The organism is Comamonas kerstersii (assembly GCF_008801935.1).
Taxonomy (GTDB): domain Bacteria; phylum Pseudomonadota; class Gammaproteobacteria; order Burkholderiales; family Burkholderiaceae_C; genus Comamonas; species Comamonas kerstersii.
In genome coordinates this window covers 257,530-272,055 of the sequence record NZ_VZOT01000004.1, presented here as the reverse complement: position 1 = coordinate 272,055, position 14,526 = coordinate 257,530, and the positions used below count along the sequence as shown (strand labels likewise).

The window sequence follows — 14,526 nt, the reverse complement described above, 5'->3', positions numbered from 1 at the left end:
CGGTCTGCGTTGTTGCGGCAGCTTGCAAGGCGCTCGGCATTGCTGCGCCACCGCGCCTAGCATCCCATCCCCACGCCTTCAACGCGAATCTCAAGCTTTATGTGAACACGCCCTAGACCAATGGGTCAGCGTTGCGGCCTATTCAGCCGCTGGTGCTTAAGTTTGGGCCTGCGCCCAGTCGGCGTAGCGGTTCAGAATGCGCTGTACCTGCCCATGCGTCCAGGGCCCACCCTTGGCGGCAGGAATGCCGCGTTCATTGAGCACGTCGGCCATCTTGCGGTGCGTGAGGCCCTGCGCCACGAATTCGGCAAACAAGGCCTCATGCTGCCTGGCAAAAGCATCGGCCGCCGACTTGCGCTTTTCCACGGTGGCGCGGATGTTGTCTGCGCCCGCCTTGCCCAGCTGCACACCGCGTGCCTTGGCTTCGCTGAGCGCCTGGCGCGTGCGGCGGCTGATGGCCTCATCCACGTCTTTGTTGGCCGCTGTCATGGCTTAGCCACCGGTGACAGGCGGAAAGAATGCCACTTCATCGCCTGCCTTCAAAGCGGCATCGCCCTGGCACATCTCCTGGTTCAGCGCCATGCGCACGGCCTTGCCGTGGGCCAGGGCATTGGCTGCTGCCTCGCTGCGTGCCATCAACTCTTCACGCAACGCACCAACGGTAGTGGCCATGGTCGTCAGGCTTTCGCTGCTGGTGCCCATGGCTTCGCGAATCGATGCAAAGTATCGAACGGTGATATTCATAGATGTATTCCTTGGCTGCTTACATCAATTCCGAGAAGGGAATAAAGCGCACGATGTCGCCCTGGCGGATTTGCGTGAGCGGCGGGTTGTCGATCAAGCCATCGCCCCAGACAGTCGAAGTCAGCACGCCAGAGCCCTGGTTGCCAAACAGTGCCAGCCCACCATTGCCCGTGTGGCGTGCACGCAGGAATTCGCGGCGTTTTTCGTTCTTGAGCCAGTCAAACTGGGCCGTGACTTCAATGGCCTTGGGCGCGACATCTTCCATGCCCTGCAGGCGCAGCACAAAGGGGCGCACCAGCAGCAAGAAAGTGATGAAGCTGGAGACCGGATTGCCGGGCAGGCCCATGAAGTGGGCCACGCCTTGTGCATCATCCTTGCCATTGCGGAACACGCGGCCATAGGCAAAGGGCTTGCCGGGCTTCATGGAGATCATCCACAGGTTCAACTCACCCTGCTGCTCCACGGCAGGCTTGACGTGGTCCTCTTCGCCCACGGAGACACCGGCACTGGAGAGCACCAGATCGCAGTCCTGCGCCACTTGATGAATGGCCTCCACCGTCTGTTCACGGTTGTCGGGGAGGATGCCGCCATCCACCACCTCACAGCCCAGGCGCTGCAGCAACGCGCGCAGAAAGTAACGGTTGCTGTTGTAGATATGGCCGGGCTGCATGTCTTGCGGCGCCACAGTACCGGGGATGACCAGCTCATCGCCCGTGGAAAACAGCGCCACGCGGGGCTTGCGGCCCACGGGCAGCGTGGCCATGCCAATGCTGGCGGCCAGGCCCACGGCAGCAGGCGTCAGGCGCATGCCACGGCTCAGCACAGCGCTGTGCAGGGCAATGTCTTCGCCCGCGCGGCGGATGTTCTGGCCCAGCTTGGGTACAGCGTTGAACTGTACGCGGCCATCATCGAGCACCTGGGTGTCTTCCTGCATCAGCACCGCATCTGCACCGGGGGGCACAGGCGCGCCGGTGAAAATGCGGGCGACTGTGCCGGGCTGCAATTCCGTGCCGACATGGCCTGCGGGAATGCGCTGGCTCACGGGCAGCTGCACGCCCGCAGCCGTAATGTCTGCCACGCGCACGGCATAGCCGTCCATGGCGGAGTTGTCCTGCGGCGGCACCTGCAGGGCTGAGATGCAGTCCTGCGCCAGCACGCGGCCATCGGCGTTGAACAGGTCAACATGTTCCACGCCCAGCAGCTGGGCCTGCGCCAGCACATGGGCCAGCGCATCATCCAAAGTGGTCATAGCAGCCATCAGGCATTCACTCCTTGGTATTCAAAACGGCTGGCATTGGCCAGCATCCAGTCGGCGATCTGTTCCGGCTGGTTCAAATCTAACAGTGCCATATGGGCAGGCGGCTGCACGGGCAGTGCCGCCACATCATCGGTAGCCAGCGCCACAACGTGCGGGTCTTCAGGAAAGCGCAGCGGCTTGGGCAGCTTGCCGCTGGCGGGATCTGGTGCGCGCCAGATTTCCACCTTGGGCAGATTGCCGTGCTTGAAGCCTTCGATCAGCACCCAGTCCACATCTGAGCGCAGCTCGGCCAGCATGGCATGCACATCCAGGTCTTGCTCAGCCTCAAACTCGCGCACCAGCGCCAGGCGCTTGTCGCAGACCAGCAGCACTTCAGAGGCACCCGCCTGGCGGTGGCGCCAGCTGTCCTTGCCGGGGATGTCGATGTCCACATCATGGTGGGCGTGCTTGACGGTGGACACACGCTGGCCGCGCGCGCGCAGCGCGGCGATCAATTGTTCCAGCAAGGTCGTCTTGCCCATGCCGGAGTAAGCGGCAAAGCCCAGAGCTTTCATGGTGTGCGCTTTCTTTTCCAATAACAAACGGCGCTTGAAAACCAAGCGCCGTCCATGTGCTTTCGCCTGCAGAGCTTCAAAAATCAGAGCTTGCAGCGCTTGAATTTCCTTGGCTTGCAAATCATTTCTATCGCAAAACCTTTTCTATCAAGCGCTGGCAGCTATCTTTTTACAAGCTCTGCAATGGCTTAATCACAATGCTGCTGAATATAGGCCTTAACCTTTTCCACATCCGCAGGCATCACCACCACACGCTTCGGTAAGGCTTCGATGCCTTCAAACTTGGCGGGACGATCGGGCTGGCGGCCCAGCGCTTCCTCAATCGTGGCTGCAAACTTGATGGGCAATGCCGTCTCCAGCACGATCATGGGCTCAGCACGCAGGCGCTCACGCGCCACCTTCACGCCATCGGCGGTGTGGGTGTCGATCATCTGACCCAGACGCTCGTAGCAGTCCTTGATGGTAGCCAAACGGTCGGCGTGCGTGCTCTTGCCGCTGACAAAGCCATACTTCATGGCAGCGTCTTGGAAGACGGCGTCCTGGCTCAGGTCAAACTTGCCCTGCTTGGCCACGCCTTCGGCAAACAGCTGGCGCGTGCGCTCGCCATCGCGGCCGACCAAGTCAAAGATAAAGCGCTCAAAGTTGCTGGCCTTGGAGATGTCCATCGAGGGGCTCGATGTCTCATAGGTATTGGCCGAGCCACGCACCTGATAGACACCCGTGCGGAAGAACTCGTCCAGCACATCGTTTTCATTGGTCGCCACCACCAGCTGCGCAATCGGCAGACCCATCTGGCGTGCCACATGGCCTGCGCAGATATTGCCGAAGTTGCCCGAAGGCACGGTGAAACTCACCTTCTCGGCATTGTGCGTGGTGATCTGCAGATAGCCCGCAAAGTAGTACACCACCTGTGCCAGCAGACGTGCCCAGTTGATGGAGTTGACGGTGCCGATCTTGTACTTGGCCTTGAAGGCGTGGTCGTTGGACACCGCCTTGACGATGTCCTGGCAGTCGTCAAACACGCCTTCGATGGCGATGTTGTGGATGTTGGCGTCCTGCAGGCTGAACATCTGCGCCTGCTGGAAGGGACTCATGCGGCCGTGCGGGCTGGTCATGAACACGCGCACACCCTTTTTGCCGCGCATGGCGTATTCCGCCGCGCTGCCGGTGTCGCCCGAGGTGGCGCCCAGAATGTTCAGCTCTTCGCCACGGCGTGCCAGTTCGTACTCGAACAGGTTGCCCAGCAGCTGCATGGCCATGTCCTTGAAGGCCAGTGTGGGGCCGTTGGACAGGGCTTCGATGTACAGATTGTTTTCCAGCTTGCGCACGGGCACGATGGCGTCCGTGCCGAACACTTCGGGGGTGTACGTCTTGGCGCACAGGGCGCGCAGGTCGTCGGCAGGAATGTCATCGATGTACAGCGACAGGATTTCAAACGCCAGCCCAGCGTAGCCCTGCTGCGCCAGCACGGTGCGCAGCTGGGTCAGCTTGGCATCGTCAATCTGTGGGTAGTGCTCAGGCAGGTACAGGCCACCATCGGGTGCCAGGCCTTCGAGCAGGATGTCGCAAAAGCGTTTGCGGTCTGCATGACCACGGGTGGACAGATACAGCATCAGTTCAGCTCTTCCTTGCGGATGCGGGTGATAGGTGCCAGCACGGTGGGCAGGCCCTGGATTTCGGCCAGTGCCTTGTCCATATCACCCTCGCGGGTGTCGTGCGTCAGGATGATGAGGTCGGTCTGGTTCGAGCCTTCGCCGCCCACTTCATCGGCTTCGCGCTGGATCACGGCGTCAATGCTGATGCCGGCATTGGCCAGCAGCGTGGTGATCTTGGCCAGCACGCCTGCTTCGTCCGCCACGCGGATGCGCAGGTAGTAGCTGGTGACCACATCGGCCATGGGCAGCACGGGCAGTTCGTTGCCCGCTGCCGCCAGGGTGTTGGCCTGGAATGCCAGCGCAGGCACGCGGTGTGCGGGGTCAGAGCCATCCATGCGGGCAATGTCTACCAGGTCTGCAATTACGGCCGAAGCGGTGGGCTCAGAGCCTGCACCCTTGCCGTAGTACAGCGTGGTGCCCACGGCGTCGCCATGCACGACCACAGCATTCATCGCACCTTCCACATTGGCAATCAGGCGCTTGGTGGGCACCAGCGAGGGGTGCACGCGCAGCTCCACGCCCTTGTCGGTGCGCTTGGTAATGCCCAGCAGCTTGATGCGGTAGCCCAGCTGCTCGGCGTACTTGATGTCGGTGGAGGTCAGCTTGGTAATGCCTTCCACATAGGCCTTGTCAAACTGCACAGGAATGCCAAAGGCAATCGCGCTCATCAAGGTCGCCTTGTGCGCGGCGTCCACGCCTTCGATGTCAAAGGTGGGGTCGGCCTCGGCATAGCCCAGACGCTGGGCTTCCTTCAGAACAACGTCAAAGTCCAGGCCCTTGTCACGCATTTCGGACAGGATGAAGTTGGTCGTGCCGTTGATAATGCCTGCCACCCACTGGATGGAGTTGGCCGTCAGGCCTTCGCGCAGCGCCTTGATGATGGGAATGCCACCAGCCACGGCTGCTTCGTAGGCCACCATCACGCCCTTCTCAGCCGCAGCCTTGAAGATTTCTGTGCCATGCACGGCCAGCAGCGCCTTGTTGGCAGTCACCACATGCTTGCCTGCGGCAATGGCTTCGAGCACCAGCGCCTTGGCAATGCCGTAGCCACCGATCAGCTCGACCACGACGTCGATATCGGGGTTGGCAATGACTTCACGTGCATCGCCCACCACCTTGGCAGCATCACCCACGATCTGCTTGGCGCGTGTCGTGTCCAAGTCGGCCACCATGGCAATCTCAATGCCACGACCCGCACGGCGGCGAATCTCTTCTTGGTTACGCTGGAGCACATGGAATGTGCCGCTACCCACGGTGCCAATGCCCAACAGGCCTACTTGGATCGGTTTCATAAGTCTCTTTGGTTTCTACGTCAAAAGTGGCTACAGCGCTTACGGGGTCTGCGCTTGCAGCTATCAAAAAATCTCAGGCTGCCGCCTCTGCCTTGTGCTTGGCCTTGGCGGATGGCTTGTTCAGCAGCTTGTCCGTGCCATGGCGCTGGCGGTACTTGGCGAGGAAAGTCGCCAGGCGGTTGATGGCTTCGCGCAGGTCGGCCTCATGGGGCAGGAAGACGATGCGGAAGTGGTCAGGATGGGGCCAGTTAAAGCCCGTGCCCTGCACCAGCATGACCTTGGTTTCCTGCAGCACTTCCAGGAAGAACTGCTGGTCGTCCTGGATGGGGTAAATCTCAGGATCCAGGCGGGGGAACATGTACAGCGCGCCTTGCGGCTTCACACAGCTCACACCGGGGATGGCATTGATCATTTCCCAGGCCAAGTCACGCTGCTTGCGCAGACGGCCGCCCTCGCAGACCAGATCATTGATGGATTGATAGCCACCCAGCGCAGTCTGCACCGCCCACTGACCGGGCACGTTAGCGCACAGGCGCATGTTCGAGAGCATGTTCAGGCCCTCGATGTAATCCTTGGCAGGCTTTTTGTCGCCCGAAATCACCATCCAGCCCGCACGGTAGCCGCAGGAGCGATAGGCCTTGGACAGCGAGTTGAACGTCAGCGTCAGCACATCTTCCGACAGCGTGGCCAGAGGAATGTGCTTGACATCGTCATACAGCACCTTGTCATAGACCTCGTCAGCAAAGATCACCAGGCCATGCTCACGGGCAATCTCGATAATGCCCAGCAGCAGTTCCTTGGAATACAGCGCGCCCGTGGGGTTGTTGGGGTTGATCACCACAATGCCCTTGGTGCGGGGTGTCACTTTGCTGCGAATGTCGTCCAGGCTGGGCATCCAGCCATTGTTTTCGTCACAGATGTAGTGCACGGGTGTGCCACCCGAGAGGCTGGTCGCCGCTGTCCACAGGGGATAGTCAGGGGCAGGCAGCAGCAGCTCATCGCCGTTGTCCAGCAGTGCGTTGGTGGCCAGGCTGATCAGCTCGGATGCACCATTGCCCAGATAGATATCGTCCAGCGTCACGCCTTTGACACCCTGACGCTGGGTTTCATGCATCACCGCCTTGCGCGCCGCGAAAATGCCCTTGCTGTCCGAGTAGCCTGCCGAGTTGGGCAGGTTGCGGATCATGTCCTGCTGGATTTCTTCCGGCGCATCAAAGCCGAACACGGCCAGATTGCCGATGTTGAGCTTGATGATCTTGTGGCCGTCTTCTTCCATCTGTTTGGCCGCGTCCATGATCGGCCCCCGGATGTCATAACAAACGTGGGCCAGCTTTGCGGATTTTTGGACGGTTTTCATGGAAATATGCAACCTCTAGCTTGAACAGCGCCAAGGCGCGCCCGCGCCTCGGTGAAACCTATAATTTGACCACAGTTCAGGCCGAATGCCCCCGCGCAAACGGCGGTGCCCATGCTATTTAGCTGCAAGGCAACCGCCCACCGACCTCTTTGCACACGCCCCCGAGAAGGAATTCCCATGCAGCTACACGCCGACCGTTCTGACGTGCAAATGGTGACAGGCTACGGCCCAAGCTGGATCGCCATCAACAAACAGGAGCACCGCAACAACCTGCTGCTGGGCTCCAGCGGCTTTCTACGTCCTTGGAATTGCTCGCGTTTTGAAGACCTGACCGCCGCACACTTTGCCGAGCTGGCCGAGCTCAACGCCGAAGTCATCATCTTTGGCAGCGGCAAAAGCATCCGCTTTGTGCACCCTTCCTGGCTGCAGCCACTGATGCAAAAGCGCATCGGCCTGGAGACCATGGACACCCATGCCGCATGCCGCACCTACAACGTTTTGGCTGGAGAAGGCCGCAATGTGATAGCCGCACTGCTATTGGAGTAATATCCGGGAGGGGCTCGTCAAGACCTATGATCCGGGGTAAAATCGCAGGTTGCGGTCGAGGGGCACTACTTTTAAATAAAAGCAACACCAACCTACACCCCTCGGCATTCCAACGACTACTCCCGAGAGATCAAAGCGCATGGCGATCGTTGTCAACAAACCCCTTCCCGAATTTGAAGCCAACGCTACAGGTGGCGTGAAGGTATCCAATACCTCGCACACAGGCCAGATTCTGATCCTGTACTTCTATCCCAAGGACAATACGCCTGGTTGCACCACCGAAGCCATGCAGTTCCGGGACAAGCACAAAGAATTTGAAAAGGCCGGTGCCATCGTCTTTGGCGTGTCGCGCGACAACATGAAGTCGCACGACGACTTCAAGACCAAGCTGGAACTGCCCTTCGAACTCATCGCTGACACCGAAGAGAAAATGTGCCACATGTTCGGCGTGGTCAAGAACAAGATCATGTACGGCAAGAAGGTCAAGGGCATTGAGCGCTCCACATTCCTGATCGACGCCAATGGTATTTTGGTGCAAGAGTGGCGTGGCCTGAAGGTCCCCGGCCATGTGGACGAAGTGCTCAAGGCCGTCAAGGCCCTGAAGACCGCTGCCAAGAAGGCTGCCTAAGCCACATACATTCTGCGGAGTCTGCAGCCATGCAGACAGCAGGATATGCATAATGGGGCATGCCTTTGCGCACCATGCCCCTGCATTGCCAACCCTTTGCTAACAAAGCCGCCTGGGCTCGTGCCCGGCGGCTTTGTGCTTTCTGCAGCCCTGAAAACAAGGACTGAAACACCTATGCCATTGCCTCCAGCCCCTACCAAACGCGCCGCGCGCGTTGCCAAGGAAGCTTTTGAAGTCACCGCTCGTGCGCCCAAGCGTGCCACGGGCAGCAAGTCTGCAGTCGTCTCACTGGATGATGAGCTGCCAGCTGCGGCAGCAATCCCTGCAGCACCTGCCGTGACCGCAACGACCACCACTGCAGCAGTGCGCAGCCGCAAAAAAGCTGCGCCTGCCAATCCCGCTGCCAGCGCAGCCACCAATACCGCCGCCATGCTGCTGGCTCAACAGCGCGCCGCCGTGCAGGCTGCACAGGCCGCGCAAAGCACACAGCACACAGCCGCAACACAGGCAGCACCCACAGCCACCAAGGCGCAAGCGCCTGCAGATAACAAAGCAGCGGCCACAACCGCGGCCAAGCCAGTCCAGGCCGTAAGCAAGGCTGCTAGCACCGCCAAACCAAAGACAGCCAGCCCTGTGGGCAAAAAGCGCAGCGGCCAGTCCTGCCTGTTTGTGCTGGACACCAATGTGCTGCTGCACGACCCCACCAGCATCTTCCGCTTTGAAGAGCACGACATCTTCCTGCCCATGGTGGTGCTCGAAGAGCTGGACGCCCACAAAAAGGGCATGACTGAAGTGGCACGCAATGGCCGCCAAGTCAGCCGCACGCTGGATGCACTGGTCGATGCCCAGAAGGATGCCGACCTGGCCGCAGGCCTGCGCCTGGATGCCACGGGCCACAAAACAGCCACCGGCCATCTGTTCTTCCAGACCGTGCCGCTGGACTACAAACTGCCCTCCAGCCTGCCGCAGGGCAAGGCCGACAACCAGATTCTGGGTGTAGTGCAAGCATTGCGTCTGCTCAAGCAAGGTCAGCAGGAAGTGGTGCTGGTGTCCAAGGACATCAATATGCGCGTCAAGGCGCGCGCACTGGGCCTGCCCGCCGAGGACTACCGCAACGACAAGACGCTGGACGACGGCGACCTGCTGTACACCGGCAGCCTGGCCCTGCCCGCAGACTTCTGGAAAAAAGCCAAGAACGTGGAGAGCTGGCAGGACCGCGGCAAGACCTACTACAGCTTCACCAGCCCGCTCACCAGCCAGATGCTGATCAACCAGTACGTGTACTTTGAAGCACCCAACGAGCCCAGCCTGCACGCGCGCGTGGTCGAGATCCGCGACAAGACCGCGGTGCTGGAAACCCTGCGCGACTACAGCAGCAGCAAGCACAATGTCTGGGGCGTGAACGCACGCAACCGCGAGCAGAACTTTGCACTGAACCTGCTCATGGACCCCAACATCGACTTCGTCAGCCTGACCGGCACCGCCGGCACCGGCAAGACACTGATGGCGCTGGCAGCAGGCCTGTCGCAGGTGCTCGACGACCGCCGTTACACAGAAATCATCATGACCCGTGCCACGGTGAGCGTGGGCGAAGACATTGGCTTTCTGCCCGGCACCGAGGAAGAGAAGATGGGCCCCTGGATGGGCGCGCTGGACGACAACCTCGAATTTCTGGCCAAGGGCGACGGCGGCAATCCCGGCGAATGGGGCCGTGCAGCCACCAATGAGCTGATCCGCAGCCGCATCAAGATCAAGAGCATGAACTTCATGCGCGGTCGCACCTTTCTGAACAAGTGGGTCATCATCGACGAAGCGCAGAACCTGACCCCCAAGCAGATGAAAACCTTGATCACGCGCGCCGGCCCCGGCACCAAGATCATCTGCATGGGCAATCTGGCGCAGATCGATACACCCTACCTGACCGAAGGTTCGTCAGGCCTGACCTTTGCCGTCGACCGCTTCAAGGGCTGGGCCCACGGCGGTCATATCCAGCTGGCACGCGGCGAACGCTCGCGTCTGGCGGACTTTGCGAGTGAGGTGCTGTGATGGCGATCAGCTGGGTAAGTGCTCTCAAACTGGTGCCCTGGGGCGATGTCATTCAGGCCGCCCCCACGGTACTCAAGGCCGCCAAGGGCCTGATGAAGAAAAGCCCCGAGCAGGAGCTGGAAGACGCCGCACAGGCGGCCTTCCCTGCCAGCGCCGAAAGCCAGACGCCTGCCGCCAATGCGGGCGAACTGGCACTGCAGAAGGTGGCACAGCTGGAGGCTCGCATCCAGCAGCTGGAAGCGGCGCAGCGCGCCTCCAACCAGGTGCTGGAGAAGATGGCCGAGCAGCAGGCACAGATCGTCAAGACCGTAGGCTTGCTGCGCACGGGCGCTACACGCTTGGCGTGGGCTTGCGGCATTCTGAGCGTGGCGGTGATCGGCCTGCTGGTCTACAGCTTCTAAAAACATAGCTGCCAGCACTCATTATTCATAGATTTCAGATAGATAAGTATCTAAACTCTATGTATATCAAGCACTAGGCGCTCTACTTTCACAAGCAAAAAGGCCTTGTCATCTGACAAGGCCTTTTCTTTGGACGGCATCGGCTACAGGCTCTCAGTAGTCGTCACCCGCCCCCATGGCCAGATTTTCAAAGCGCGTCTGGTTCTTCTGGAAGTACAGCTTCACGGTGCCTGTCGGGCCGTTACGCTGCTTGCCGATAATGACTTCCGCAATATTGGGCTCCTTGGAGTCCTTGTTGTAGTAGTCGTCGCGGTAGATGAACATGATGATGTCCGCGTCCTGCTCGATAGCGCCGGATTCACGCAGGTCAGACATCATGGGACGCTTGTCGGTGCGTTGCTCCACCGAGCGGTTGAGCTGCGACAGCGCAATCACCGGACACTGCAGCTCCTTGGCCAGCATCTTCAGGCCTCGCGAGATTTCACCCAGCTCGGTCGCACGATTGTCACCACCACCGCCGCTGGAGCCACTCATCAGCTGCAAATAGTCGACCACGATCAGACCCAGCTTGCCGCAGGTACGCGCCAGACGGCGTGCGTTGGCACGCAGCTCCGAAGGCGTCAGACCCGGCGTTTCGTCAATGTGCAGCGAGATCTGGCTGAGCTTTTCCACCGCTTCGGTCAGGCGCGCCCATTCATCGGGCTCGAGCTTGCCGGTACGCAGGTGGCCCTGGTTCACACGGCCAATTGAACCCACGATACGCACCGCCAGTTGGGCGGCACCCATTTCCATGGAGAAGATGGCCACCGGCAGACCTTCGTTGAGCGCCACGTGCTCGGCAATATTCACCGCAAACGAGGTCTTACCCATGGAAGGGCGGGCCGCCAGAATCACCAGGTCACCAGCCTGCAGGCCGCTGGTCATGCGGTCCAGATCCGCAAAACCGGTGGGAATACCGGTCACATCGACCGGGTTGTCTGCCATTTCCTGCACGCGGTCCAGCAGATCACCCACCAGGGTTTCCATGCTCTGGAAGCCCTGCTTCATGCGTGAGCCTTCTTCGCCAATGGCAAAGATCTTCTGCTCGGCTTCATCCAGAATGCGCTCTACCGGCTTGCCCTGGGGGTTGAGTGCATTGGTGGCAATCTCGTCACTCACCGTGAGCAGCTTGCGCAAGATGCCCTTCTCGCGCACGATTTCCGCATAGCGGCGGATGTTCGTGGCACTGGGCACATACTGGGCCAGCTGGTTGAGGTAGAGAATCCCCCCCACCTCCTCGGCCTTGCCCATGCCCTGCAGGTGCTCGAACACCGTAATCACGTCAGCTGGCTTGCTTTCATTGATCAGCTTGCCAATGGCTGCGTAGATCAGCTGGTGCTCGTGGCGGTAGAAATCGCGCTCGGTGAGCAAGTCCCCCACGCGGTCCCAGGCCGAGTTATCCAGCAGCAAGCCACCCAGCACACTGGATTCGGATTCCATGGAGTACTGCGGCAGGCGCAGCTTGGCCACCTGCTGGTCATCAGCTTCAGGCGCAGGTGTGCCAAACACATCATCTTCCAACGGAGGCATTACAGAGGACATCGATCCACCCACAAAAAGACAAGCCTGAGATCGTAACGCCAGCGCATGCAGACGTCACTCCAACCTTGCCAAACACAGACATGCACGCACGGCTTAGTGCCAAACATGCTTTCAAAACAGAAGCTGCCAGCACAGACACAGCAAGCGCTGGCAGGCATTTTTATGCATAAGAACGCATAAAACACAAAAGCCGCCCGAAGGCGGCTTTTGCAGTGCAGGGAAAGATTTCCGCAGCAGTGATTAGGCTTCGCCTGTCACTTCCACGTTCACTTCCACTACCACGTCAGTGTGCAGCGCCACTTCCACGGTGGAAGCAGAAACAGTCTTGATAGGACCGTTAGGCATACGCACTTGCGCCTTGTGCACGTTGAAGCCTTGGGCTGTCAGAGCGTCGGCGATGTCGTAGTTGGTCACGGAACCGAACAGGCGGCCGTCCACGCCAGCCTTTTGCGACAGCTTCACGGTGAAACCGTTCAGCTTTTCGCCTTCAGCTTGTGCAGCAGCCAGCTTCTCAGCAGCAGCCTTTTCCAGTTCAGCACGCTTGGCTTCGAATTCAGCCTTAGCTGCTTCGGTAGCACGGCGAGCCTTGCCAGAGGGGATCAGGAAGTTGCGAGCGTAGCCGTCCTTCACCTTGACGATATCGCCCAGGTTACCCAGGTTCACAACCTTTTCGAGCAGAATGATTTGCATGGTTGCGACTCCTTAGATCTTGTGCTGGTCGGTGTAGGGCAGCAGAGCCAGGAAGCGAGCGCGCTTGATGGCTGTGTTCAGCTGACGCTGGTAGATGGCGCGAGTGCCTGTCAGGCGTGCGGGGATGATCTTGCCGTTTTCGGCGATGAAGTCACGCAGGGTGTCTACATCCTTGTAATCGATCTCTTCAACACCTGCCACGGTGAAGCGGCAGAAGCGCTTGCGCTTGAACAGCAGCGACTGGGTGTTGCGCTTTGGGCGCTTGTCTTTGTTGAATTTCTTGAACGTGGCCATTACTGGACCTCTTGAAAATTAATTTTGTTGAACATCCTGGATATGCAGCACCACGGTTTTGCTGTTGCGCGGCGTGGCAAGAAAGCCCTGAAAAGTCCAGATACTTCCCGGCGCCTGACGAGCAAGTCGCTCAGCCAGTGCGCCAAATGCCACCGCCTTCACAGCTGCCGAGACCTTGCGCGGGCTGCCTGCTTCTACTTGAGAGGATTCGTGCACCAGGCGCAAATCCAGAGCAGGCAATCCAGCGGGCGTGTATCGCAGGCTTTGCAGCTCATCAATACAGGCCGTCAGGACAACGTGGTTTTCCACTCTCCAAGCGAAGTCTAGGAATTAGGCTTCAGCGGCTTGGTTAGCCTTGCGAGCTTCTTCGCGCTCGACAGTCTTCATCATGGAAGAAGCAGCTGTTTCAGCCTTCTTCTTCTGAACTGTCAGGTGACGCAGCACAGCATCGTTGAACTTGAATGCGTGCTCCAGCTCAGCCATCACAGCCTGGTCGGCTTCGATGTTCAAGCAGATGTAGTGAGCCTTGGCGAGCTTGTTGATCATGTAAGCCAGCTGACGACGGCCCCAGTCTTCTTCGCGGTGCACCTTGCCGCCACCAGCGACAATCATGCCCTTGTAACGCTCCAGCATGGCTGGAACTTGCTCGCTTTGATCCGGATGGATCAACAAAATGATTTCGTAATGACGCATGAAAACTCCCTTTTGGGTTAAGCCCCCCACTGCGTCTGTAGCGGTGGGGCAAGGTAAAACGGGCAATTATAGGCATTCCTAGCAGGCTTGTACACTCAGGGGCTTTGAATATCCTCAGTGTGTCCAAGACCTTGAAAAGCTTTCAGGCATCCCCACCTGACTTTTCAGGTTTCACTCTTTAGAGACGCTATCCACATGACCGAACAACAACACACTACACAAAATGCCGCGCCTTCCGATGCTTCCGCTGAAGAGATGGAAGCCGCAATGGCCGCCAATGTGGCAGACGAAATCTCCCGCCTGCAGGCCGAGCTGAGTGAGCTCAAGGCCAAGAACGGTGAAATGGCCGACCAGTACCTGCGCGCCAAGGCCGAAACAGAAAACATGCGCCGCCGCGCAGACGAAGAAGTGGCCAAGGCCCGCAAGTTTGGCATCGAAAGCTTTGCAGAAAGCCTGCTGCCCGTGTGCGACAGCCTGGACGCTGCACTGGCCATCCAGAACGCTACCGCCGAACAACTGCGCGAAGGCTCTGAAGCCACACTGCGCCAACTGCAGCAGGCCCTGGAGCGCAACAAGGTGGTGGTGATCAACCCCGCCCCTGCCAGCAAGTTTGACCCCCACCAGCACCAGGCCATCTCCGTGGTGCCTGCCGAGCAGGAAGCCAACACCATCGTGACCGTGCTGCAAAAGGGCTACCTGATTGCAGACCGTGTGCTGCGCCCTGCCCTGGTGACCGTGGCAGCCCCTAAGTAAGCGCATAGCAGCCACAAAAAAATTTCATCGATTG

At 59.5% G+C, this 14,526-nt stretch carries 17 protein-coding genes; 5 read left to right on the top strand and 12 right to left on the bottom strand.

Annotation, left to right across the window (positions count from 1 at the left end):
• Positions 1–156 precede the first annotated feature (156 nt).
• From F7P80_RS08570 to F7P80_RS08540, 7 genes are all read right to left on the bottom strand, one after another.
• Positions 157–489 (bottom strand): recombinase family protein, encoded by a 333-nt coding sequence (locus F7P80_RS08570; protein WP_151044015.1) that lies wholly within the window; start codon positions 487–489, stop codon positions 157–159.
• Positions 490–492: 3 nt separating this feature from the next.
• On the bottom strand, positions 493–744 hold the full coding sequence (gene moaD / locus F7P80_RS08565) for a molybdopterin converting factor subunit 1 (RefSeq protein ID WP_151044012.1): 252 nt from the start codon (positions 742–744) through the stop codon (positions 493–495).
• Between the two features lie 19 nt (positions 745–763).
• Positions 764–2,002, bottom strand: coding sequence for a molybdopterin molybdotransferase MoeA (locus tag F7P80_RS08560; protein ID WP_249041415.1), 1,239 nt, complete (start codon positions 2,000–2,002; stop codon positions 764–766).
• Positions 2,002–2,556, bottom strand: coding sequence for a molybdopterin-guanine dinucleotide biosynthesis protein B (gene mobB, locus F7P80_RS08555; protein WP_151044009.1), 555 nt, complete (start codon positions 2,554–2,556; stop codon positions 2,002–2,004). The genes F7P80_RS08560 and mobB overlap by 1 nt, the downstream gene beginning before the upstream one ends.
• 188 nt (positions 2,557–2,744) lie before the next feature.
• A complete protein-coding gene (thrC, locus tag F7P80_RS08550; protein ID WP_054066796.1) occupies positions 2,745–4,169 on the bottom strand; it encodes a threonine synthase in 1,425 nt (474 codons plus the stop codon).
• Positions 4,169–5,503, bottom strand: coding sequence for a homoserine dehydrogenase (locus F7P80_RS08545; RefSeq protein ID WP_054066797.1), 1,335 nt, complete (start codon positions 5,501–5,503; stop codon positions 4,169–4,171). The genes thrC and F7P80_RS08545 overlap by 1 nt, the downstream gene beginning before the upstream one ends.
• A gap of 73 nt (positions 5,504–5,576) precedes the next feature.
• A complete protein-coding gene (locus F7P80_RS08540) occupies positions 5,577–6,860 on the bottom strand; it encodes a pyridoxal phosphate-dependent aminotransferase (protein ID WP_054066798.1) in 1,284 nt (427 codons plus the stop codon).
• A 177-nt stretch (positions 6,861–7,037) separates the two neighbouring features.
• Between F7P80_RS08540 and F7P80_RS08535 the strand changes: the two genes are divergently transcribed.
• From F7P80_RS08535 to F7P80_RS08520, 4 genes are all read left to right on the top strand, one after another.
• The gene (locus tag F7P80_RS08535) at positions 7,038–7,406 is read left to right on the top strand and encodes an Mth938-like domain-containing protein (RefSeq protein WP_054066799.1); all 369 of its coding nucleotides are present in this window, start codon (positions 7,038–7,040) and stop codon (positions 7,404–7,406) included.
• A 139-nt stretch (positions 7,407–7,545) separates the two neighbouring features.
• Positions 7,546–8,034, top strand: coding sequence for a peroxiredoxin (locus F7P80_RS08530; RefSeq protein WP_054066800.1), 489 nt, complete (start codon positions 7,546–7,548; stop codon positions 8,032–8,034).
• A 174-nt stretch (positions 8,035–8,208) separates the two neighbouring features.
• Positions 8,209–10,080 carry a PhoH family protein gene (locus F7P80_RS08525; RefSeq protein ID WP_151044006.1) on the top strand — a complete coding sequence of 624 codons (1,872 nt, stop codon included), beginning with the start codon at positions 8,209–8,211 and terminating at the stop codon, positions 10,078–10,080.
• Complete coding sequence (locus tag F7P80_RS08520) at positions 10,080–10,481, top strand: hypothetical protein (protein ID WP_054066802.1); 402 nt, start codon at positions 10,080–10,082, stop codon at positions 10,479–10,481. Before F7P80_RS08525 ends, F7P80_RS08520 begins: the two co-directional genes overlap by 1 nt.
• Positions 10,482–10,634: 153 nt before the next feature.
• Here the strand turns inward: F7P80_RS08520 and dnaB are convergent, their stop codons facing one another.
• The 5 genes from dnaB to rpsF all read right to left on the bottom strand — a co-directional run bounded on the left by dnaB (position 10,635) and on the right by rpsF (position 13,739).
• Complete coding sequence (dnaB, locus tag F7P80_RS08515; protein WP_054066803.1) at positions 10,635–12,062, bottom strand: replicative DNA helicase; 1,428 nt, start codon at positions 12,060–12,062, stop codon at positions 10,635–10,637.
• Between the two features lie 240 nt (positions 12,063–12,302).
• Complete coding sequence (gene rplI, locus F7P80_RS08510) at positions 12,303–12,752, bottom strand: 50S ribosomal protein L9 (protein WP_077345182.1); 450 nt, start codon at positions 12,750–12,752, stop codon at positions 12,303–12,305.
• A 12-nt stretch (positions 12,753–12,764) separates the two neighbouring features.
• Positions 12,765–13,046 (bottom strand): 30S ribosomal protein S18, encoded by a 282-nt coding sequence (gene rpsR / locus F7P80_RS08505; protein WP_042411225.1) that lies wholly within the window; start codon positions 13,044–13,046, stop codon positions 12,765–12,767.
• An 18-nt stretch (positions 13,047–13,064) separates the two neighbouring features.
• On the bottom strand, positions 13,065–13,355 hold the full coding sequence (gene priB, locus F7P80_RS08500; RefSeq protein ID WP_054066805.1) for a primosomal replication protein N: 291 nt from the start codon (positions 13,353–13,355) through the stop codon (positions 13,065–13,067).
• 21 nt (positions 13,356–13,376) lie between these two features.
• Positions 13,377–13,739 carry a 30S ribosomal protein S6 gene (gene rpsF, locus F7P80_RS08495; protein ID WP_054066806.1) on the bottom strand — a complete coding sequence of 121 codons (363 nt, stop codon included), beginning with the start codon at positions 13,737–13,739 and terminating at the stop codon, positions 13,377–13,379.
• 195 nt (positions 13,740–13,934) lie between these two features.
• On the opposite strand from rpsF, the gene grpE reads away from it, so the two are divergent.
• Positions 13,935–14,492: a nucleotide exchange factor GrpE gene (gene grpE, locus F7P80_RS08490; RefSeq protein ID WP_054066807.1), complete on the top strand. Its 558-nt coding sequence runs from the start codon at positions 13,935–13,937 to the stop codon at positions 14,490–14,492.
• Positions 14,493–14,526 lie beyond the last annotated feature (34 nt).

Bases quoted from the DNA above. Each gene is read 5' to 3' on its own strand.
- F7P80_RS08570 (WP_151044015.1), bottom strand. From the start codon at position 489: ATGACAGCGGCCAACAAAGACGTGGATGAGGCCATCAGCCGCCGCACG.
- F7P80_RS08525 (WP_151044006.1), top strand. From the start codon at position 8,209: ATGCCATTGCCTCCAGCCCCTACCAAACGCGCCGCGCGCGTTGCCAAG.
- mobB (WP_151044009.1), bottom strand. From the start codon at position 2,556: ATGAAAGCTCTGGGCTTTGCCGCTTACTCCGGCATGGGCAAGACGACC.
- F7P80_RS08560 (WP_249041415.1), bottom strand. From the start codon at position 2,002: ATGGCTGCTATGACCACTTTGGATGATGCGCTGGCCCATGTGCTGGCG.
- rpsR (WP_042411225.1), bottom strand. From the start codon at position 13,046: ATGGCCACGTTCAAGAAATTCAACAAAGACAAGCGCCCAAAGCGCAAC.
- moaD (WP_151044012.1), bottom strand. From the start codon at position 744: ATGAATATCACCGTTCGATACTTTGCATCGATTCGCGAAGCCATGGGC.
- dnaB (WP_054066803.1), bottom strand. From the start codon at position 12,062: ATGTCCTCTGTAATGCCTCCGTTGGAAGATGATGTGTTTGGCACACCT.
- F7P80_RS08530 (WP_054066800.1), top strand. From the start codon at position 7,546: ATGGCGATCGTTGTCAACAAACCCCTTCCCGAATTTGAAGCCAACGCT.
- grpE (WP_054066807.1), top strand. From the start codon at position 13,935: ATGACCGAACAACAACACACTACACAAAATGCCGCGCCTTCCGATGCT.
- thrC (WP_054066796.1), bottom strand. From the start codon at position 4,169: ATGCTGTATCTGTCCACCCGTGGTCATGCAGACCGCAAACGCTTTTGC.
- rpsF (WP_054066806.1), bottom strand. From the start codon at position 13,739: ATGCGTCATTACGAAATCATTTTGTTGATCCATCCGGATCAAAGCGAG.
- F7P80_RS08545 (WP_054066797.1), bottom strand. From the start codon at position 5,503: ATGAAACCGATCCAAGTAGGCCTGTTGGGCATTGGCACCGTGGGTAGC.
- rplI (WP_077345182.1), bottom strand. From the start codon at position 12,752: ATGCAAATCATTCTGCTCGAAAAGGTTGTGAACCTGGGTAACCTGGGC.
- F7P80_RS08535 (WP_054066799.1), top strand. From the start codon at position 7,038: ATGCAGCTACACGCCGACCGTTCTGACGTGCAAATGGTGACAGGCTAC.
- F7P80_RS08540 (WP_054066798.1), bottom strand. From the start codon at position 6,860: ATGAAAACCGTCCAAAAATCCGCAAAGCTGGCCCACGTTTGTTATGAC.
- F7P80_RS08520 (WP_054066802.1), top strand. From the start codon at position 10,080: ATGGCGATCAGCTGGGTAAGTGCTCTCAAACTGGTGCCCTGGGGCGAT.